The organism is Brevundimonas naejangsanensis DSM 23858 (assembly GCF_000421705.1).
GTDB classification, from domain to species: domain Bacteria; phylum Pseudomonadota; class Alphaproteobacteria; order Caulobacterales; family Caulobacteraceae; genus Brevundimonas; species Brevundimonas naejangsanensis.
In genome coordinates this window covers 371,366-392,007 of record NZ_ATXN01000002.1, presented here as the reverse complement: position 1 = coordinate 392,007, position 20,642 = coordinate 371,366, and the positions used below count along the sequence as shown (strand labels likewise).

General features: G+C 67.1%; 16 protein-coding genes and 2 tRNA genes. 13 read left to right on the top strand and 5 right to left on the bottom strand.

What is annotated here, in order from left to right; translation table 11 throughout:
- Positions 1 to 61 precede the first annotated feature (61 nt).
- From H556_RS0102130 to H556_RS0102100, 7 genes are all read left to right on the top strand, one after another.
- The gene (locus tag H556_RS0102130; RefSeq protein WP_245559394.1) at positions 62 to 412 is read left to right on the top strand and encodes a c-type cytochrome; all 351 of its coding nucleotides are present in this window, start codon (positions 62 to 64) and stop codon (positions 410 to 412) included.
- On the top strand, positions 402 to 1,352 hold the full coding sequence (gene coxB / locus H556_RS0102125) for a cytochrome c oxidase subunit II (protein ID WP_024352876.1): 951 nt from the start codon (positions 402 to 404) through the stop codon (positions 1,350 to 1,352). The genes H556_RS0102130 and coxB overlap by 11 nt, the downstream gene beginning before the upstream one ends.
- Positions 1,349 to 3,895, top strand: coding sequence for a cbb3-type cytochrome c oxidase subunit I (locus tag H556_RS0102120; RefSeq protein WP_024352875.1), 2,547 nt, complete (start codon positions 1,349 to 1,351; stop codon positions 3,893 to 3,895). The genes coxB and H556_RS0102120 overlap by 4 nt, the downstream gene beginning before the upstream one ends.
- Positions 3,892 to 4,188, top strand: coding sequence for a hypothetical protein (locus H556_RS0102115; RefSeq protein ID WP_245559393.1), 297 nt, complete (start codon positions 3,892 to 3,894; stop codon positions 4,186 to 4,188). The genes H556_RS0102120 and H556_RS0102115 overlap by 4 nt, the downstream gene beginning before the upstream one ends.
- Before the next feature lie 96 nt (positions 4,189 to 4,284).
- Positions 4,285 to 4,509 carry a hypothetical protein gene (locus H556_RS15535; RefSeq protein WP_024352873.1) on the top strand — a complete coding sequence of 75 codons (225 nt, stop codon included), beginning with the start codon at positions 4,285 to 4,287 and terminating at the stop codon, positions 4,507 to 4,509.
- Entirely contained in the window at positions 4,506 to 4,922 is a 417-nt protein-coding gene (locus tag H556_RS0102105) for a DUF2231 domain-containing protein (protein ID WP_024352872.1), read from the top strand. Before H556_RS15535 ends, H556_RS0102105 begins: the two co-directional genes overlap by 4 nt.
- Entirely contained in the window at positions 4,919 to 6,238 is a 1,320-nt protein-coding gene (locus tag H556_RS0102100; protein WP_024352871.1) for a PQQ-dependent sugar dehydrogenase, read from the top strand. The genes H556_RS0102105 and H556_RS0102100 overlap by 4 nt, the downstream gene beginning before the upstream one ends.
- Positions 6,239 to 6,514: 276 nt before the next feature.
- On the opposite strand, the gene H556_RS0102095 is transcribed toward H556_RS0102100, so the two are convergent.
- Entirely contained in the window at positions 6,515 to 7,711 is a 1,197-nt protein-coding gene (locus H556_RS0102095; protein WP_024352870.1) for a DUF6880 family protein, read from the bottom strand.
- 302 nt (positions 7,712 to 8,013) lie between these two features.
- A tRNA-Asn gene (locus H556_RS0102090) sits at positions 8,014 to 8,088 on the bottom strand.
- Positions 8,089 to 8,199: 111 nt separating this feature from the next.
- Here H556_RS0102090 and H556_RS0102085 point away from each other — a divergent pair.
- Positions 8,200 to 9,015, top strand: a complete 816-nt coding sequence (locus H556_RS0102085) for a TrmH family RNA methyltransferase (RefSeq protein WP_024352869.1) — start codon at positions 8,200 to 8,202, stop codon at positions 9,013 to 9,015.
- Between the two features lie 48 nt (positions 9,016 to 9,063).
- On the opposite strand, the gene H556_RS0102080 is transcribed toward H556_RS0102085, so the two are convergent.
- Positions 9,064 to 9,137 (bottom strand) — tRNA-Cys (locus tag H556_RS0102080).
- Positions 9,138 to 9,268: 131 nt separating this feature from the next.
- Between H556_RS0102080 and H556_RS0102075 the strand changes: the two genes are divergently transcribed.
- From H556_RS0102075 to H556_RS0102065, 3 genes are all read left to right on the top strand, one after another.
- Complete coding sequence (locus H556_RS0102075) at positions 9,269 to 9,898, top strand: protein-L-isoaspartate O-methyltransferase family protein (RefSeq protein ID WP_024352868.1); 630 nt, start codon at positions 9,269 to 9,271, stop codon at positions 9,896 to 9,898.
- 136 nt (positions 9,899 to 10,034) lie between these two features.
- Entirely contained in the window at positions 10,035 to 11,609 is a 1,575-nt protein-coding gene (locus H556_RS0102070) for a TolC family outer membrane protein (protein WP_024352867.1), read from the top strand.
- Positions 11,610 to 11,778: 169 nt separating this feature from the next.
- Complete coding sequence (locus tag H556_RS0102065; protein WP_024352866.1) at positions 11,779 to 12,348, top strand: DUF2497 domain-containing protein; 570 nt, start codon at positions 11,779 to 11,781, stop codon at positions 12,346 to 12,348.
- Between the two features lie 35 nt (positions 12,349 to 12,383).
- On the opposite strand, the gene recG is transcribed toward H556_RS0102065, so the two are convergent.
- Positions 12,384 to 14,474: an ATP-dependent DNA helicase RecG gene (recG, locus tag H556_RS0102060; RefSeq protein WP_024352865.1), complete on the bottom strand. Its 2,091-nt coding sequence runs from the start codon at positions 14,472 to 14,474 to the stop codon at positions 12,384 to 12,386.
- An 87-nt stretch (positions 14,475 to 14,561) separates the two neighbouring features.
- On the opposite strand from recG, the gene H556_RS0102055 reads away from it, so the two are divergent.
- Both H556_RS0102055 and mfd read left to right on the top strand, forming a co-directional pair.
- Positions 14,562 to 14,891, top strand: a complete 330-nt coding sequence (locus H556_RS0102055) for an FAD assembly factor SdhE (protein WP_024352864.1) — start codon at positions 14,562 to 14,564, stop codon at positions 14,889 to 14,891.
- Positions 14,891 to 18,340, top strand: a complete 3,450-nt coding sequence (gene mfd, locus H556_RS0102050) for a transcription-repair coupling factor (RefSeq protein WP_024352863.1) — start codon at positions 14,891 to 14,893, stop codon at positions 18,338 to 18,340. Before H556_RS0102055 ends, mfd begins: the two co-directional genes overlap by 1 nt.
- On the opposite strand, the gene H556_RS0102045 is transcribed toward mfd, so the two are convergent.
- Positions 18,337 to 20,613, bottom strand: coding sequence for a fused MFS/spermidine synthase (locus H556_RS0102045; protein WP_024352862.1), 2,277 nt, complete (start codon positions 20,611 to 20,613; stop codon positions 18,337 to 18,339). The two genes, mfd and H556_RS0102045, sit on opposite strands and share 4 nt — an antisense overlap.
- Positions 20,614 to 20,642: the final 29 nt, after the last annotated feature.

Genomic DNA, 20,642 nt, shown 5'->3' with positions numbered 1-20,642 from the left:
GAAGCTGAAAGGGGCCGGATGCCGTCATGTCGCGACGATGGGGAAGATAGGGGCGGCGGTCTTGGCCGTCGGCCTGGGCCTGGCCGCCTGCGCGGACAAGGGCGGGGCGTCGCGCGACTTGGCGGGCGCCGATGCGGCCGAGGGACTTCGCCTTGTCCGGACGCATGGGTGCGGCGCCTGCCACGCCATTCCCGGCGTGGCCTGGCCCCGTGGGCGGACCGGCGGATCGCTGGCGGGCGTGGCGGCGCGGCCGATGATTGCAGGGCGCCTGCCGAACCAGCCTGCGGTCATGGCCGCCTTCGTGCGCGACGCGCCGTCGCTGCTGCCCGACACCGGCATGCCGCCCATGCGGCTGAGCGAAGCCGAAGCCCGCGACATAGCGGCCTATCTTTATACGCTCGATGACGACTGAGACGCCGGACATGCTGGGCGGCTGGCCACCGCCGGTGCTGGACCCCGCCGGGCCGTTCGCCGGGCCGGTGACGATGGTCGCCTGGGTGCTGTTCGTCATGGGGGCGGTGGTGCTGGCCGTCGTCCTGATCGCGCTGGGCGTCGCCCTGTTCGGGCCGAGGAAGTGGAAACGTCGTGTGGGTGGCGAACGCCTGGTCTGGATCGGCGGTCTGGCTTTTCCGGTGGTCGTGCTGACGGGCCTGCTGATCTACGGCCTCAGCGTGACGGCGCGCGTGTCGGATGCGCCCCGCGACGGCGAGATGCGCGTGCGCATCACCGGCGAGATGTGGTGGTGGCGCGTGGCCTATCTGGACGGCCAAGGCCGCGAAACGGTGCAGGACGCCAATGAGGTCCACATCCCCGTCGGCCGTCCGGTGGTGATCGAACTGGAGAGCGCCGACGTCATCCATAGCCTGTGGGTCCCGCGTCTGGGCGGCAAGACGGATATGATCCCCGGCCGCCGCAACTTCATGCGGCTGCAGGCTGACAGGCCGGGAGTCTACGCGGGACAGTGCGCTGAGTATTGCGGCGGACCTCACGCCCTGATGGGCTTCGTCGTCGTCGCCCATGCCGACGCTGACTTCGAGGCCTGGCGGGCCCGTCAGGCCGCATCGGCCGCGCCGTCCGCCCTGCCGGGGGCGGGGGTGTTCAGCGCCTCGGGCTGCGGCGCCTGCCACACCATACGCGGAACCGAGGCCAACGGTCTTGCGGGGCCGGACCTGACCCATGTCGGCTCGCGCCAGACGCTGGGCGCGGGCATCCTGCCCAACAATCAGGGGACGATGGCGGGGTGGATCGCCGACAGCCAGGGCATCAAGCCGGGCAACCGCATGCCGTCCTATCCGGTGCTGACCGGACGCGAACTGCGCGATCTGGCCGCCTATCTGGACAGTCTGAAATGACGTCGGAAACCGGCTTCGACGTCCGCAAATACGATCGCTTTCCCACCGAGGGGTCGCGTCCGGACGGCGAGCTGGAGCAACTGGAGGCCGCCTGGTGCGGTCCACGCCGTCCCGGCGAGTGGATCACGGCGATCAACAACAATATCATCGGCGTCTACTACGTCGGCGCGGCCATGCTGTTCTTCGTGCTGGCGGGCGTGCTGGCGCTGCTGATGCGCACGCAGCTGGCCCTGCCGATGACCGGCTTCCTGCCACAGGAAACCTATAACCAGATCTTCACCATGCACGGCACGGTGATGATGTTCCTGTTCGCCGTGCCGGCGGTCGAGGCGCTGGGCGTGCTGCTGCTGCCGCAGATGCTGGGCGCGCGCGACCTGCCGTTTCCTCGTCTGGGGGCCTATGCCTTCTGGGCCTATCTGATCGGCGGCCTGGCTTTCTTCTGCTCCCTGTTTTTCGGCCTGGCGCCGGATGGGGGATGGTTCATGTATCCGCCGCTGACCGGGATGACCTATTCGCCGGGGATCAACGCCGACTTCTGGCTGCTGGGCATCGGCTTTATCGAGATATCAGCCATCGCCGGCGCCATCGAGATCATCGTCGGGGTGCTGAAGACGCGCGCGCCCGGCATGACGCTGGACAAACTGCCGGTCTTCCCCTGGGCCATGCTGATCTTCGCCTGCATGATCATCATCGCCTTTCCCTCAGTGATACTGGCGACGCTGTTGTTGGAGCTGGAACGGGCGCTGGGCTGGCCCTTCTTTGACCCGCTGAAGGGCGGCGATCCCATGCTGTGGCAGCACCTGTTCTGGTTCTTCGGCCACCCGGAAGTCTACATCATCTTTCTACCGGCGGCAGGCGCCATGTCGACCATCATCCCGGCCATGGCGCGGACCAGGCTGGTCGGCCAACCTCTGGTGGTCATGGCCATGCTGGCGACCGGCTTCATCAGTTTCGGCGTGTGGGCGCACCACATGTTCACCACCGGCATGCCGCAGATCAGCATCAACTACTTCAGCGCCGCCTCCATGGCGGTCAGCGTGCCCGCTGGGGTGCAGGTCTTCGCCTGGATCGCCACCATAGCGGCCGGAAAGATGCGCTTCTCCACGCCCGGCCTGTTCGCCGTCGGCGGCCTGATCATCTTCGTCATGGGGGGGCTGACCGGGGTCATGGTCGCCATGGTGCCCTTCGACTGGCAGGCCCATGACAGCTACTTCATCGTCGCCCACCTGCACTATGTCCTGATCGGCGGCATGGTGTTTCCCATGTTCGCGGCCATCTACTACTGGCTGCCCATGTCCAGCGTCCGGCCGCTGAGCGAGCGCATGGGAAAATGGATCTTCTGGCTGATGTTCGCGGGCCACAACATCGCTTTCATGCCGATGCACCTGACGGGGCTGATGGGAATGCCGCGCCGGGTCTACACCTATCTGCCGGGACGCGGCTGGGACCTGCCCAACTTCATCTCGACCATAGGGGCCTTCCTGTTCGGTCTGGCGGTCCTGCTGTGGGTCATCGACATGATCCGCAACTTCCGCCCCTTCGGCCCGCGCGAGGCGGGCAACATCCACGACGGCCCCGGCTTGGAATGGCTGCCCAGCGGCTATTATTCCGTGCGATCCGTCCCGGTGGTGAAAAGTCTCTATCCGCTGTGGGAGCAGAAGGGGTTGGCGAAGGAGGTGGAGGAAGGGCGCTGGTTCCTGCCCGGCGCGGCTGGAGGCGAGCGTCAGACCCTCGTCACCAGCCCTCTGAACGCCGAGCCGCAGTATGTCTTGCGTCTTCCGCGCCCGTCGCCCTGGCACGTCTTCGGCGCCGTGTTTACGGCGGGCTTTTTCCTCATTTTGACGATCCAGGCCTATGCTGTCGCCGTAGTCAGCGGGGTGCTGGCGATCTACTGCATCATGCGCTGGTGCTGGTTCCTGGACGCGCCGCACAATCGCAAGACGACCGATATCGGGGCGGGCATTCGCATGCCTAACTATGTCTCGGGCCCGTCCAGCCACGGCTGGTGGGCCATGGTGATCGTGTTGATCGTCGGCGGGATGGTCTGCCTGCTGGCGGGCTTCTCCTATGTCTTCCTGTGGAGCCGACGACCTGACCTGTGGCAGGCGTCGCCGGCGATGGCGTCCCTGATGCTGCATCTTGGAGTTCTGGCGTTGGCAGGCCTGTGCGCCGCAGTCGCGCCGCGCATGTTGCGCCGGGCGAGAACGGGAGCTGAGACGCTCGCGACGGCTCTTCTGGTCGTCAGCGCCGTCGGAGCCGCGACGGCGGTCGGGTTGGAGCTTCGGGCCTGGTGGTCCGCTGGTTTGAAGCCCGACGCTACCAGTCAGGGCGCCGCTGTCTTCGCTCTTCTGGGCTGGGCGGGCGCTTTTGCGGGGATCGGGGTCTTGATGGGCCTCTACATCCTGTTGCGTCGAGCGTTCGGACGGCTGTCGGCCGACCGCCCGTCCACGGTCGATCTGATCGGCCTCTTCCTCGCTTATACGGCGGGGCAGGCGGCGATGGTCTTGCTGCTGATCCGGCTGTTTCCGGGCGCCGGGCCGTGAGGCGCTGGCTGGCCATGACGGCGGGTCTGCTGATCTGGGCCGCGCACTTCGTGGGGCTCTATCTGCTGGCGAGCGCTGCAGATGTCTGGTCCTCTACCGAGGCGGCCGCCGGTCGCTGGGTCGGGCTGGGCTTCAGTCTTCTGTGTCTGGCGCTGATCGCCGTGGCGGCTATCGTCATAGCGCGGCGTCCTGTCCCGGATGGGCCGGGCCTGTGGGAGCGGCGCGTGGCCCTGACTGGCGCTTTCGTCGCCGCCGTCGGGGTGACGTGGCAGACGACGCCGCTGGCGTTCTGAAAAGTCTAATCTGCGGCCTATCGTTAACCTGCGTCATATCGCTCGGGCTCGGAACCGCATGGCTCCAGGCCGATTGGATCAGACGGAGGAGGAGCCATGAACCAGACCCATGTCATCGAACGCGCTTTTGAAATCGCCGAGCGAGACCATGCCTGTCTCAAGGTCAGCGACGTGCGTGAAGCGCTTGCGCGGGAAGGCTATACGATCAGCGACCTGATGCATCTGGAAGGCTGGAGCATCCGTGAGCAACTGAGACGGCGGATGAGGGCGCGTGGATCCCGCGCGATCGGTCGCATCGAATTCGCCGAGAGCCGGCCGTGACCGGGACGGCTGGCCTGGGCCGGGCCGTGCAGGGGCTGATTCTGAGCTTTCCGGTGGCCCTGTTCAGTCTCGGGACGGCGACGGATGCGGCCTATCTTCGGACCGCGGAGATGCAGTGGAGCAACTTCTCTTCCTGGGCGATTGTCGGCGGCCTGATGTTTGGCGGAGCCGCTTTCGTGTGGAGCCTGATCGACCTGGCCTGGGGCCGTCGCGGCGTCTTGCGTCTTCTGTACAGCGGCGCTCTTGGGGCCCTTTGTCTTGTCGGCTTGGCGAACGCCTTCAAGCATAGCCAGGACGGTTGGAGTTCCGTCGGCGCCCTTGGATTCACCCTGTCCGCTTTATGCTGCGGGCTGGCCCTGATCGCGGGATGGCTGCGCTATTCCGGAATGCTGGACGAGGAGGCGAGCCGATGATCCGCAGAAACGTCCTTCTGTACGGCGTCTTGGGAGGCGTCGTGGCTCTGGCCGCCTGCGGTCAAAGCGAAAAAGGCATCAATGAAGTCGGGCCGAAGCCTGACTTGCCGGAGATTCGGGAAACCCTGCTGCCGCCGATGCGTATCGCCAAGCCTGTCGGGTGGGGCGATGAAACGCCGCGCGCGCCCGAGGGCTTCGTGGTGACGGCCCTGGCTACGGACCTGCGTATTCCACGTCAGATGCTCGTATTGCCTAACGGGGACATCCTCGTGGCCGAGGGGCGGGGCGGCGGCGCGCCGGCCTTGAGGCCCAAGGACGTCATCGCCGGGGTCATCAAGAAGCAGGGCAACACCAAGGTGAACGGCGGCGACCGCATCACCTTGCTGCGCGACGCCGATAACGACGGCCGCGCCGAAGTCCGCACAGTCTTCATAGACGGTCTTAACGCCCCTTATGGCCTGGCCTATGTTGATGGCCGCATCTACGTGGCCGAGCAGGATGCTCTGGTCAGCTTCCCCTATGTCGAAGGGCAGACCCGGATCACGGCGCCGCCTGAAGAGGTGACGCGTCTACCGTCCGCGCTCAACCATCACTGGACCAAGGCTCTGACCGCCAGCGCAGACGGTTCGACACTCTATGTCGGCATCGGCTCCAACAGCAACGCCGGCGAGCGGGGCATGGCCGTGGAGGAGGAGCGGGCGGTCGTTTGGGCTGTCGACCGCTCCACAGGTGCGCGCCGAACCATCGCCCGCGGCATTCGCAATCCCACCGCTCTGGCGATTGAGCCGTCGAGCGCCGCCCTTTGGGCCGTGGTGAACGAAAGGGATGAAATCGGGCCGCAACTCGTTCCAGACTATCTGACCTCGGTTCGCGACGGCGCCTTCTACGGCTGGCCATACAGCTACTGGGGACAAAATCTCGACCCGCGCGTGCGGCCCCAGAAGCCCGAACTGGTCGCGACGGCGGTAAAGCCGGATTACGCCCTGGGAGCCCATGTGGCCGCCCTGGGACTGTCCTTCGCCCGGGACGGCGGCTTCGGCGGGGTCTTCATCGAAGGGGCCTTCATCGGACAGCACGGGAGCTGGAACCGCCAGGATCTGGCGGGGTACAAGGTTGCGTGGGTTCCGTTCTCGGGAGGCCGACCAGCCGGCGAGCCCGTCGATTTTCTGACCGGGTTTCTGACGGACAATGGCGAGGCCCGCGGCCGCCCCGTGGGCGTTTGGTTTGATCCCCAGCGCCGGATTCTGCTGGTGGCCGACGATCTGTCCAACACGGTGTGGCGTGTCGCTCCGGCCGGAATCTTTCCAGCGCGATAGATTCCAGTCACAAGATAAAGGTCGGCCAGATCACGACCCTGCAACTTGAGCCTGGCATCGCGACGGGCCGGTCTATGGGAGATCATAGGCGTCTCCTTTATCGCGCCCGGCGTCATGCGGTTTCGCCGGAAGGTGGCGTCGCGCTGGCGCGACGCCACCTTCCGGCTCTGTCTATCGGCTTTCCGACGAGGCGCGGCGGGTTGACGGCATTCGATCTCGCCGATGACAGCCCTGCGATACTCTATTATTTTCGGGGCATTATACTGAAAAACGAACCTAATTTGTAAGGATGTCGGCGGCTTCGGGATAGCGCTGGGCCAAGCGCGACGTCCAGTCACCCGACTGGGGTCGGGGTTGCCGGGCTTCACGGGGACGCGCCAGGACGAGCGCCGCCGCCTCCCTGTGGGCGGGCCAGTCCATCAGCAGCCGCATGGCCGCCTCGAAGTCCGGATGAGTCGAGGCGTGAGCGAACGCCAGGTCCAGGGCCTCGACATCATCGAAGTCGGGCAGTCGCGAGAGGTAGTCGCGAAGAACGGGCGCCGATAGGTCGCGCTCGAACAGGCTCCAGCGCAGATCCTGGGCTTCCTGGCGGTGTCCTTCGGTGTCGAGCACGTCGATGCAGGCGGCTTCCCAGGCAGGGGTCAGGCGCGGGGCATCGTCTCCCGGGTTGTGGCCGAAGGTCCAGCGGCGGTTGAGCGGCGAAGGGCTTAAAGCGGCTTCAAGGGCGGCGCGGGCCTCCCCGACGCGTCCCGCGGCGAGGAAGCGGCGGGCGATGTCGGCGGCGATGTCGGGCGAGCCGGCCTGCTCGGGCGTGATGAGGGAAAGCCAGAGGTCGAGATCCCCGGCCCGGTCCGCCAGACGGCGCAAGAGGTTGCGGCCTGCCGGGGTCTTCCTGGCTGAAGGGTCCAGGTTGTCCAGCAGCCGGCGCGCCGTAAGCGGGCCGAGGGCCTCGCCGGCGGCGAAGACCCAGCGCGCGTAATCCTGCGGACGTCGGCGCAGAGCGTCGATCAGGTCGCGCAACGCTTGATCGTCGACGGTTTCGGCCAGAGTGAAGAGATCCGGCGCGGCGGCCTCGAAAGCGGCGGGCAGTTCCCCCTTGGTGTCCTTTACGCGGGAAGCCAGACCCGGATAGAGGTCGAGCCAGCGAATGAGGACGGCGAGCGCCTCGCCGGGAGCCTCGGGCGCCAGGCGCCCCACGATCATGTCGCGGTGCGTGTTCAGATCGTCGATCAGTTCGCCGCGCTTGCGCCAGGATACACGTGTGCGGGCGACGGAGACGGCGGTGATGCGCTTGTCGATCTCAAGAGCGAGGAGGTCGGGGCTGGCTTCAGCCGCCAGTTCAAGACGAAGGCGGCGCTTGAGGTTGGCGTTCCCGGCGCCGGCCTCGATCAGCAGGTCCGCGAGGCGAGGCGCCCCGAGATGGACGAGGTTGGCCGCGGAAAGCCTGGTCGAGATCCTGGGTTGTCGCGCCATGACGTCCTTTGGGATGAGCGGGGTCGTCCGAGGGTCATCTATAGCACGGGCGCCAAGGGCGATTTCGCACCGCAAGCGGCCTTGCAGGGTGAGGACCGAAATGGATCCCCGGTCGATCCATGGAGGCGGGGCCGCCCCGCTACTTCACCACTATGACGCTGTGGTTGGGCTTCGCGCTCAAGCCAATGTGAAGCGAGCAGCGATCTCGAACAATTTCGTTCAAAGGCGCCGTTCTAAACAAGCAAGCTGTCACGCAGCTCGGATCTCATCATCGCATTGTCTAGGGATTTCAATCCCCCGAGTGGCTCCGCGGGTAGGATTCGAACCTACGACCAGCCGATTAACAGTCGGCTGCTCTACCACTGAGCTACCGCGGAACATCCCCTCGGGGGAGGCCGGCGTATAGCAGCGCCTTTTCGATTCATGCAACGGGTAAAACGCAGAAATCGCCAAATTTTTTCGCAAAGCCCTGCGCTACAAGGGGCGGCATGACTCCGATCACTGTTTTCGATCCTGATGATCCCCGCGTCGCCGCCTTTCGCGATGTGAAGGAACGCGACCTGACCGGGCGGCAGGGGCTGTTCGTCGCCGAGGGAGAGGTGGTTCTGCGCGTCCTGGCGTCCGGGGCCTCTCTTTGCGCGCCGGTATCGGTTCTGATCGCCGAGAAGCGGCTGGAGGGGTTGAGAGACGTGCTGGAGCGCCTTCCAGCGGACGTGGCCGTCCATGTAGCGCCCCAAGCGGTTCTGAACGCTGTGGCGGGGTTTGATCTGCATCGGGGCATCCTCGCCCTGGGGCGCAAGCCGAATCCGGTCGACCCGGACGCTCTGCTGGACAGCCTGCCGGATCGGGCCGTCGTCGTGATGGCCTGCGGGATCGGCAATCACGACAACATGGGCGGCCTGTTTCGCAACGCCGCCGCCTTTGGCGCAGGGGCGGTGCTGCTGGATCGGACCTGCTGCGATCCGTTTTACCGCAAGGCGATCCGGGTGTCGGTCGGCGCGGTCCTGCGTACGCCCATGGCGACGGGGCTGGAGGCAGGGAGCATGATCGACTTGTTGCAAGGTAGGGGATTCGAAGTGCTGGCGCTGACGCCGTCGGCGGGTCAGACGCTGGCCGAACTGAAACCCGCGCCGCGCACAGCGATTCTGTTGGGCAGCGAGGGGCCGGGTCTGCCGGGGGAGATCATCGCGCGCTGCCGCCCCGTCGGCATCCGCATGGCGGGCGGATTCGATTCGCTGAACGTGGCGGCGACCAGCGCCGTGGCCCTGCATCACGTGACGACGGCGAGGTTGGCGCACGGCTGAAAGCAAGAAAGCCGCCCCGGAGGGCGGCTTTCTCGATGTTCATCGCGATGGAGGCCTGACCGGGAATCGAACCCGGGTGCAAGGATTTGCAGTCCTCTGCGTCACCACTCCGCCATCAGGCCGTGGCCCCCGTTTCCAAGGGCCCCGCCATCGCGAGGGCCGTCAGCTATCAGATCGGATTGTCCGCTGCAACGCACGGACCTATAAGCGCGTCACATTTCTTCGCCTAAGCCGACCTGAAGGACTTCGGATTATGGATTTCGCCGCCGCCCGCAAGGTGATGCTGGACTCGCAGGTCCGCGTAAACGACGTCACCGACCGCCAACTGCACGCCGCCATCGGCGCTGTGCAGCGCGAGCGATTCTGCGCCCCTGACCGCGCCTTCTCGGCCTATGCCGATGTCGAGCCTGAGATCGCGAATGGTCGCCGTCTGATGTTGCCGCGCGATGTGGCCAAGCTGTTGCAGGGACTGGACGCCCGTGCGGGCGAGAAGGCGCTGGCGATCGCGGCGCCCTACGCCGCCGCTGTGCTGGCGGACATGGGCCTGAAGGTGACAGCGCAGGAATCGGACGCGGCCGTGTTCGAGGTGGTCGGCGCCGCTCTGGCCGAGGCTGGAGTCGAGACGGCGGTCGCGCCGCTGAACCAGCCGCAAGGCGAAGGCTATGACCTGATCGTCAGCGAAGGCGCGGTGATCGAGCGTCCCGAATCCTGGATCGCGGCCCTGCGTCCCGGCGGCCGTCTGGCCGTGGTGGAGCGCGACGGCGCCAGCGGCGCGGCGGTTCTTTATGTGCGCGGCCGTGAAGGCGTGTCGCGCCGCGAACTGTTCGATGCGGCGCCTGACCTGCTGCCGGAAATGACGCCGGCGCCTGCTTTTGCGCTCTAGCGCCTCTTGTGCGACGGAACAGACGTTGCGCTGCGTGAAAAAAACTTAACTGGCGTCGGGCGAGGCTAGCCGCCAACTACGCCGTTAGAAGGCACTACAGGCGCGCCGAACGGGGGCGTCAGGCAGGGACAGGTTCATGTTGAAACGCTCGCGCGCGCTCGCTTCGGTCGCACTGGTCGCATTGACGATGGGGGCGACGCCGGTTCTGGCCGAGTCGCTTCAGGAAGCGATCGGTCTGGCCTATCGGACGAATCCGTCCCTGCTGGCCCAGCGCGCCAATCAACGCGCCCTGGACGAATCCATTGTTCAGGCGCGCGCCGGGCTGCGGCCGACCATCAACGCCTCTGCGGGCGTTGATTACAGCCGCACGCGCACGGATCGCGTGACCACGACCATTCCCGGCCAGACCATCCCGATCGATACGAACGGCGACGGCGTGCCGGACGCCACGGGCACGCTGCCGGGCAGCACCACCACCAGCGGCGGCACGATCGAAAGCGACGGCGCCAGCGCCAGCGTCAGCCTGAGCCAGAACATCTGGACGGCGGGCCGGGTATCGCACGGCATTTCGGCTGCTGAGGCCAACGTCATGGCGGGCCGTGAAAACCTGCGTCAGGTCGAGCAGCAGGTGATGACTTCGGTCGTCCAGGCCTACGCTGATGTCGTGCGCGATCTGGAGATCCTGCGTATCCGCCAGGAGAACCTGCAGGTCCTGCGCCGCCAGCTGGACGAATCGAACGCCCGTTTTGAAGTGGGCGAGATCACCCGCACCGACGTGGCCCAGTCAGAAGCCCGTCTGGCGCAATCCGAATCGGATCTGGCCGGGGCTCAGGCGCAGTTGTCGGTCTCGCGCGCGGCCTACGCCGCCGTGGTGGGGCAGGCGCCGTCCAACCTTCAGGCCTTGCCGGTCCTGCCGGGTCTGCCGTCAGATTTCGACGCGGCGATGGATGTCGGCCTGGCTGAAAACCCCGGCGTCCTGGCCGCCCTCTACGCCCAGCAGGCGGCCGAGGCGAACGTGGCGGCTGCGCGCTCGGAGTATCTGCCTTCGGCGCGGCTGACGGCCTCTTACGGCGGGACCGCCAACGACCTGTCCGGCTTTGACCTGTCGGATCGCACCAGCTTCACCGCAGGGGCTTCGGTCTCGGTGCCCCTGTTCACGGGCGGGCTGAACCGGTCGCGCGTCGCACAGGCTCTGGAGCGCGCCAACGCCGCCCAGATCAACGTCGAGGGCCAGCGCCGCACCGTGCTGCAATCGGTCAGCTCAGCCTACGCTCAGAGCGCTTCGGCCAAGTCCAGCGTCGCCGCTGGCCAGGAAGGCGTACGCGCCGCCTCGGTCGCCGCCGAGGGCGTCCGTCAGGAAGCGCAGGTCGGCCTGCGCACCACGCTGGACGTGCTGAACGCCGAACTGGAACTGCGTAGCGCAGAGGTCGCCCTGGCCAGCGCGCGCCGCAATGAATACGTGGCTCAGGCTCAGTTGCTGGCGGCGATGGGGCGGTTGGGCGGCCCCAATCTGGATCCGGCCATCGACGCCTATGATCCGGCTGACAACTACAACGCCATCCGCAATCGCGGCGCCCTGCCGTGGGACGGCCTGCTGGAGACGCTGGATCGCGTCGCCGCGCCGGCTGTGACGCCCGCTGCGGACGCCGAAGACGCCCCAGTGGACCGCCAGTTGAAGGGCGAAGTCGTCCGCACAGCGCCGCAAGGCTGACGCTTCGTCGAAGCCGGCGCATGAAAACGTCCGTTGATTCCGGCCGAGGTTGATGCGACGACAGGGCAGGGGCGAGGCGAGTCTGTACCGGCCGCGCCCGTTCGCCCTGCGCCGTTTCCGGCTCAACGGGTGATGACCGAGATCGAGCACCGAGGTTGAAGGCTCCGACATGACCGACCAGTCCGCTCAGGAACCCACGATGGAAGAAATCCTGGCGTCGATTCGCCGGATTATTTCTGAAGACGACGCCCCGGCTGAAACCGCCGCAGCGCCCGAGCCGGAACCTGCGCCCGAACCCGAACCTGAAGCGCCCCCGGCTATCGCCGCCGCTGAGGAAGATGTTCTTGAGCTGACCGAGCCTTATGAGGCCCCGGCCGCCGAGGCCATTGGCGATCTGGACGTCGCCGACGCAGCACCCTTCCCGGTCGAGGCGCCCGCTGTCGCACCCGAGCCTGCGCCGGTCGCCGTCGCGCCTGAGACGGACGCCCTGGTCGGCGAAACCGCCGCCGCCAGCGCCGCTTCGGCCTTCGCCGGTCTGGCCGCCAGCTTCCAGAAGCCCGAGCCTGCGCCGGTCGCCTCGGCCGCTGACATGAACTTCATGAGCGGCAATACGGTCGAGGCCATGGTCCGCGAGATGCTGCGCCCGATGCTGAAGGACTGGCTGGACGCCAACCTGCCCGCCATCGTCGAGGCGCAGGTCCGCAAGGAAGTCGAACGCATCGCCCGCAACGCAGGCTGATCGCTTTAAAGTCTCGCTGAGTTTTACGACGCCCCTCAGTCCGCTGAGGGGCGTTCGTTTTTCCAGTCGAACAGGGCTTCCAGCAGACGCACGGCCTGACCGCGCTCGCTGGTCAGGTCGGGATCGCGGCCCAGCAGCAGGCGCGCATCGTCCGCCGCCGCCAGCAGCAGCGACCGATGTCGGATCGGATCGGCGAAGCTATAGGCCGGGAAACCGCTCTGTTTCAGGCCCAGCGGGTCGCCGCCGCCGCGCAGGCGGAAGTCTTCCTCGGCGATGACGAAGCCGTCCTCGGTGCGGCGCAGGGTCTCCAGCCGCTCCTTCGCCGTTTCGCCCAGGGCGCCGTCCTCGCCGCCGTACAGCAGGATGCAGGAACTGGCCTTGGCCCCGCGTCCCACGCGCCCGCGCAACTGGTGAAGCTGGGCCAGACCGAAGCGGTCGGCATGTTCGATCACCATGATGGAGGCGTTGGGCACGTCGACGCCGACCTCGACCACGGTCGTGGCGACCAGAACGGGCAGGCGGCCCGCCGCGAACTGCGCCATCACGGCCTCGCGCTCGGCGCCCGGCATCTGGCCGTGGGCGAGGCCGACCTCGGTTCCCAGAAGCTTGCGCAGGTCTTTGGCCCGATCCTCGGCGGCGGCCAGGTCGATGGCTTCGGATTCGGCCACCAAAGGGCAGATCCAGTAGGCCTGGGCGCCGGCTTCGACGGCCGCCTTCAGCCGCTTCGCCACCTCGCCGATGCGCGCCAGCGGCAGGACGGCCGTGGTCACGGGCGTGCGGCCCGGCGGCTTCTCCATCAGGCGGCTGACTTCCAGTTCGCCGTATTGCGTCAGCTCCAGCGTGCGTGGGATCGGCGTGGCCGACATGGTCAGCAGGTGAACGCCGCCCAGAACTGGATCACCCTTGGCCTGCAAGCGCTGACGCTCGCGCACCCCGAAGCGGTGCTGCTCGTCGATGACAGCCAGCGCCAGCCGGTGAAATTGCACCGCGTCCTGGAACAGGGCGTGGGTGCCGATGGCGACCTGAGCCTCGCCGGAGGCGAGCGCGGCCAGCTTGACGCGCCGTTCGGCCGGGGTGTCGCGGCCGGTCAGCAACAGGCTGGACACGCCCGCCTGATCCAGCAGGGGCGACAGCTTGTCGTAATGCTGGCGCGCCAAAATCTCGGTCGGCGCCATCAGGGCGGCCTGAAAGCCGCTGCTGGCGGCATCGGCCAGAGCCAGCGCCGCGACGGCCGTCTTGCCGGAACCGACGTCGCCCTGCAGCAGCCGCCCCATCTGCTCGCCGGAACTCAGATCTGCGCGGATTTCGACGACGGCCTGTTCCTGCGCGCCGGTCAGGCTAAAGGGCAGGGCGGCCAGCAGGCGGGCGGAAGCTTCGCCCGGCGTGATGCGGGCGGCGGGCGTGATCTGGCGGGCGCGACGGCGGCGCGCCAAGGCCAACTGGTGCGCGAACAGTTCGTCATAGGCCAGACGCTGGCGCACCGGGGCGTCCGGTAGCAAGTCAGCCTCGTTCGCCGGGGCGTGCAGGGCCTCCAGCGCCGGACGCCAGCCGGCCCAGCGCCGCGCCGCCAGCCAGTTCGGTTCCTGCCACTCGGTAAGCTCGGGCGCGAGGGCCAGCGCGCCCTGCGCCAGCTTGCGGATCTGGCGCGAGGTCAGCCCCTGCGTCGCCGGATAGACGGGTTCGGACAGCGGAATTTCATCGGCTTTCTCGAGCGGGAGAATGTAGTCGGGGTGGGCGATCTGGACTTCGCTGTTGAAGCGCTCGACCTTGCCGGTCACCAGACGACGCGAGCCGCGCGGGGCGAGACTCTCGATATGGCGCGGCGAACCCGCGAACCAGATCAGATGGATGAAGCCGGTATCGTCGATGGCGCGCACCTTGATCGGCGCGCCGTGTTTGTGCGGCGGAATCAGGCGGTCGATCGTCACCTCGAAGACGCCGATCTCGCCGTCGACGGCCTCCATCGCCGTGGTGCGGCGCCGCTGGATCACGCCGCTGGGCGACAGGAACAGCACGTCGCGCACCAGTGGACCCGCCACCTTCTGCACCAGGGGCGCGCTGCGCGGCCCCACGCCTTTCAGCGTGGTGATGTCCGCGAACAGGGGAAAGAGAATCTCGGGCCTCATGATGATGCAGCATAGCTGGCGCAGCGGCGTCTGGAACGCTATCTGATCCGCCTCTTACCGAAGTGAACGGACAGGCAAGGAAACAGCGTGGCCGATATCGACGCACGTCCTGAGGACGCCCAGAACACCGACGACCGCAAGACGCGCCTGGGGCGCCTGTCCTTCCGCGCCTGGCGCCGGGGCTTTCGCGAGGCCGACATGGTGCTGGGGCCGTTCACCGATCAGGTCGCGCCGACTCTGAACGACGACGAACTGACCGAACTCGAGACCCTGCTGGATGAAGAGGATCAATACCTCTACGCCTGGATCATCGAGCGCGAGCCGACCCCGCCTGAGTTCGACGGGCCGATGATCGCCCGCATCCGCGCCTTCATGCGCGAGCATGTTGCGGCCGAAGTCGCCAAGGGCATCGGCTGATGGACGGCGCGCCGGCGCGGGCCGACATGGAGTTGGGCGGCGCGCCTGAGGGACTGGACGCCCTGATCGTCGCTGATCGCATCAAGGCGCAGGGCGGGACCGCCCTGTTCGTGGCGCGCGATTATCAACGTACGGGAAACTTCATTCAGGAGTTTCGTTTCTTCGCCAAGGATGTTGAAGTTCTTGAATATCCGTCGTGGGACTGCCTGCCCTATGACCGGTTGAGCCCTACGGCTTCGGTCGCGGCCCAGCGCATGGCGACGCTGACCCGGCTGGCGACGCGCGATCCGGCGGACAGGACGCCGCTGCTGGTGGTCGCCACTGTCGCCGCCGCCGCCCAGCGCACGCCGCCGCGCAGCGCCGTGACCGGCGCTGGTTTCGCGGCCAAGGTCGGCGCGGATCTCGATACGGCGGCTCTGGAACGCTACGTCACGGCCAACGGCTATGTGCGCGCCTCAACCGTGTCGGAGCGCGGCGAGTACGCCATTCGCGGCGGGGTGATCGACGTCTTCCCGCCGGGATTTGATGAGCCGGTGCGGCTCGATATGTTCGGGTCTGAGCTGGAATCGATCCGCGCCTTCGATCCCGAGACCCAGCGCTCGACGCGCCAGCTGAAGGCGGTTTCGCTGTCGCCGGTGTCGGAGGTGCTGCTGGACGCCGACGCCATCTCGCGTTTCCGCAGCGGCTATCTGAACCTGTTCGGCGCGCCTAGCGACGAACCCATGTACGCCGCCGTCAGCGAGGGCGCGCGTCGCCAAGGCGTCGAGCACTGGTTGCCGTTGTTCTACGACCGACTGGACACGCTGTTCGACTATCTGCCGGACGCGTCGCCGGTCTTCCTCGACAGCCAGACGGAGCAGGCGCGGGGCGAGCGCTGGAATCTGACCGTCGACGCCTATGAGGCGCGCAAGGAGGCGGCGCGCGGCAAGGGCGGGGCCGCCTACCGCGCCCTGCCGCCCGCTCGGCTCTATCTGGACGACAGCGACTGGAACAGCGCCCTGGCTGGTCGCGCCGTGCGCCGCCTGTCGCCGCTGGCCGCCGGTTCGGGCGAGGACGCCGGCGGCCGTCTGGGCCGCAGCTTCGCCGCCGAACGGTCGCAGGACAGCGTGAACCTGTTCGCCGCCGTGGCCCAGCACGCCGAGGCGCTGAAGGCGCAGGGCAAGCGTGTGCTGTTCGCCTCTTGGTCCGAAGGTTCGGCCGAGCGTCTGGCCGCCATGCTTGGCGATCATGGCCTGACGCACGTCGTGGCGGTGCGCGACTGGGACGATGTGCGGGCCGCGCCCGAGGGCGTCTATCTGCGCGCGGTGCTGCCGGTCGAGCATGGTTTCGTCACCGACGATCTGGCCGTCATCTCCGAGACCGACATACTGGGCGACCGGCTGGCGCGGCCACGGCGCAAGCGGCGGGCGTCGAACTTCCTGGCCGAGGCCTCGGCCCTGACGGCAGGTGATCTGGTCGTCCACCTGGATCACGGCATCGGCCGCTATGAGGGCCTGCGGACGTTGGAGATTCAGGAGGCCCCGCACGACTGCCTCGAACTCCTCTATGCAGGTGAGAGCAAGCTCTACCTTCCAGTTGAAAACATTGACCTTCTGACGCGCTACGGCACGGACGCCGAAGGGGTTCAGCTGGACCGTCTGGGCGGCGCGGGCTGGCAGGCGCGCAAGGCCAAGGCCAAGGAGCGTCTGCGGGCCATGGCCGAAGGGCTGATCGCCCTGGCCGCCAAGCGGGCGCTGCGGGTGTCCGACGCCATCGTGCCGCCCGCGGGCCTGTTCGACGAGTTCTGCGCCCGCTTCCCCTATGAGGAAACGGACGATCAGCTGAACGCCATCGGCGACGTGCTGGAGGACCTGGGCAAGGGCACGCCGATGGATCGTCTGATCTGCGGCGACGTCGGCTTCGGCAAGACGGAAGTCGCCCTGCGCGCCGCCTTCGTCGTGGCCATGACGGGCCAGCAGGTCGCCATCGTCTGTCCGACGACCCTGCTGGCGCGTCAGCACTTCAAGACCTTCAGCGAGCGCTTCGCCGGCTGGCCGATCAAGGTGCGCCACCTGTCGCGCATGGTCACGGCCAAGGACGCAAACGAAACCCGCGCGGGTCTGAAGGACGGCAGTTTCGAGATCGTCGTCGGCACCCACGCCGTGCTGGCCGATCAGGTCGGCTTCAAGGATCTGGGCCTCGTCATCGTCGACGAGGAGCAGCACTTCGGCGTCAAGCACAAGGAGAAGTTGAAGTCCCTGCGGGCCGATGTTCACCTGCTGACGCTGACGGCGACGCCGATCCCGCGCACCCTGCAGATGGCGCTGTCGGGCATCCGCGAGATGTCGATCATCGCCACCCCGCCGGTCGATCGCTTGGCGGTGCGGACCTATGTGACGCCGTGGGATCCGGTGCTGGTGCGCGAGGCCCTGCTGCGCGAGAAATATCGCGGCGGTCAGGCCTATTACGTCGCGCCGCGCCTGAAGGACCTGCCCGACATCGAGCGGTTCCTGCGCGAACAGGTTCCAGAGGTGAAGTTCGTCGTCGGCCACGGCCAGATGAGCCCGACCCAGCTGGAAGCGGTCATGAGCGCCTTCTATGACGGCGAATATGACGTTCTGGTCTCGACCACCATTGTCGAGAGCGGCATCGACATTCCGACGGCCAACACCCTGGTCGTGCATCGCGCCGATATGTTCGGTCTGGCTCAGCTTCACCAGATCAGGGGCCGCATCGGTCGCTCCAAGGCGCGGGCCTTCGCCTATCTGACGACCGATCCGACCAAACCGCTGAGCCTGTCGGCCGAGCGGCGGCTGCAGGTGCTGCAGTCTCTGGATAATCTGGGCGCAGGCTTCCAACTGGCCAGCCACGATCTGGACCAGCGCGGCGGCGGCAATCTGCTGGGCGACGAACAGTCGGGCCATATCCGCGAGGTCGGCGTCGAACTGTATCAGCAGATGCTGGAAGACGCCGTCGCCGAGCTGCGGGAACAGGGCGAGACGGCCCCGGATCGCGGCTGGTCGCCGTCGATCAACGTCGGCGCGGCCGTATTGATTCCAGAGGATTACGTCCCGGACCTGAACGTACGCCTGAGCCTGTATCGCCGTTTGTCGGACGCCGAGAAGATGGAGGATCGCGAGGCCATGGCCGCCGAACTGATCGACCGGTTCGGCCCGCTGCCGGACGAGGCGCAGCAGCTTCTGCGGATCGTCGGCGTCAAGGCCAACTGCCGCACGGCCTGCATCGAGAAGATCGACATCGGGCCCAAGGGGGCGGTGCTGACCCTGCGCAACAACACCTTCCCCAATCCGATGGGTCTGGTGGGCCTGATCCAGAAGAACCACGCCTTCTGGAAGATTCGCCCCGATCAGAAGATCGTGGTGAAGGGCGACTGGCCCACGCCCGACGATCGCCTGAAGGTCGCCGAGCGCATCACCGCCGATCTGGCGCGGGTTGCCGGCGCGGCCTAGCCCGCACGCGCCTTCATGCTGCGGACCAGGGCGCCGAACAGGTTGACGTAGTCGTCGGTCCAGGGGCGGACCTCGGTCGGCTCCAGCTTGCGCCAGCGGCCGTCGGCCTTGAAGTCGGCCAGACCTTCGGGCGTGGGCGAGATGGCCAGGGCTTCGGTCGAGGCCTCGGCCATCAGGGCGGCGTCGGGGTGCTCGATGTAGATCTGGTGCAGTTCGGCTGCGCCGAGTTCGCGCGCGGCGGCGACGGCGGGCAGGGTGATCTCCAGATTGCGGTTCGACAGATGCAGCACCACGACGCCTTTCGGCCTCAGCAGCCTGAGGTAGCCCTCGATCGCCTCGCGGGTCAGCAGATGGGTCGGCACCGCGTCGGATGAAAAGGCGTCGATCACCAGCAGATCGTAGGAGCCGGGAGCCTCCTTGTTCAGCGTCAACCGCGCATCGCCCAGGACAGTGCGGATCGAACCAGCGGCGCAGTTCGAGATGAAGGTGAACCACTTCGGGTCGCGCGACAGCCGGTCGACCATCGGATCGATCTCGAAGAAGGTCATCTGATCCGAGGCGCGCTTATAGGCTGCCATTGCGCCCGAACCCTGACCCACCACGCCGATAACGGCGCCGGGGCCGCGGGCCTGGATCAATTCGGCCGCCTGCCCGAGAGGCGTGGTCTCGGCATAGTACATGGTCGGGGCGCAGGCGAAGTCGGGGTTGCGCGCCTGGGCGCCGTGCAGGGTCGTGCCGTGCATCAGCACATGAACGTCGCCGCCCATCTTGGGGTCCGGCGTGACCGCCACACGCATGACGCCGAAGAAGCTGCGCTCAGACAGGCTCCAATCGTAACCTCGGCCGATGTAGTGGGCCGACACCGTCATGGCGGCGACGACAGCGGTGAACATCAGCACGCGATCGCGGATCAGAAAGGCGCAGATGGCGGCGGCGCCGAGGATGATCTGCGCCGTCGCGGTCAGGCCGAAGTCGCTGAACGCCGTGCGCAGCGATGCATCATAGCGCATCATCTCGAACAGCAGCGGCGCCGACAAGGCGATCGTCAGGCCCGCTGTCATCAGCCAGACTTCATGCCTGGCGGGGCGCGCGCCCAGCCACGGTCGCGCCAGACAGACCAGCACCATGACCAGCGGATATTCGAGCACGGTCTCGAACAGGGTCGGCGCCAGCAAGGCTGTGAAGGCCCCGCCCAGCACGCCGCCCAGCGACATCAGCAGGTAGAACTCGGTCAGCCGGTCCGGCGCCGGGCGTCGGGCGGCCAACTGCTGGTGGCACATCAGGGTCGTGAAGAAGAAGGCGGCCAGGTGCACGCCCAGCAGCATCAGCCAATGCCCGGTCGTCATGCCGACCAGGGCGGCGATCATGACGGTGAAGGTCGCCTGCAGGATCAGGGTGACGGGCAGCGATATCCACGGCCGGGTCTGGAAGGCGATGATGAAGGTCAGCAGATAGAGGGCCAGCGGCGCGACCCACAGAAAGGGGGCCGAGGCCACGTCTGTCGAAAGGTGAGCGGTCACCCCCAGCATCAGGCTGGACGGCGCGGCCGCCAGCAGGATCAGGATAATCTTGCGCGTCCACGGGATCGGCGGACTGCGATGGTCCGAGGCGGCGGTGCGGGCGGCGCCGAGACCGCGCGGCAGGATGATCGTCAGCAGGACGATCATGGCGGCGAAGGCGCCGTACCCGACTGTCCAGCCAAGTCTCTGCCCCGACAGGGACGCCAGCGGCTCGATCAGGACCGGATAGGCCAGAAGCGCCAGGAAGCTGCCCAGGTTGGAGGCGGCGTAAAGCACATAGGGGTTGGCTCCATCGGGGTGGCCGACGCGGGCGCGCGCATACCAGGCCTGAAGCAGGGGCGCCGTGGCTGAAAGAACGGCGAAAGGCGCGCCGACGGATAGAAACAGAGCCCCCAGAAGCCAGCCGATCGGCGCGGCCGGATCGGGATCCCCCAACGCCTCAGTAATGCTCAGCGGCAGGAAGACCGCCGCCGCCGCCAACAGCGTCAAATGCGTCACGGCCTGCCACCGCACCGACGGAATCCGTTGCAGCAGGTGGGCGTAGAGATAGCCCGCCAGCAGCGCCGCCTGGAAGAAGACCATGGCGGTGTTCCACACCGATGGCGATCCGCCCAGCAGCGGCAGCACCAGCTTGGTCGCCATCGGCTGAACCAGGAAAACCAGACTGGCCGAGGTGAAGATGGCGACGGCGAAGGCGGCAGGTGTTATCGCGTCGATCCTGCGATGCGCCGGGGACAGGACGTGTTCGGTCATGCGCTGCTTTCGACCTCGAGCGGGTGATT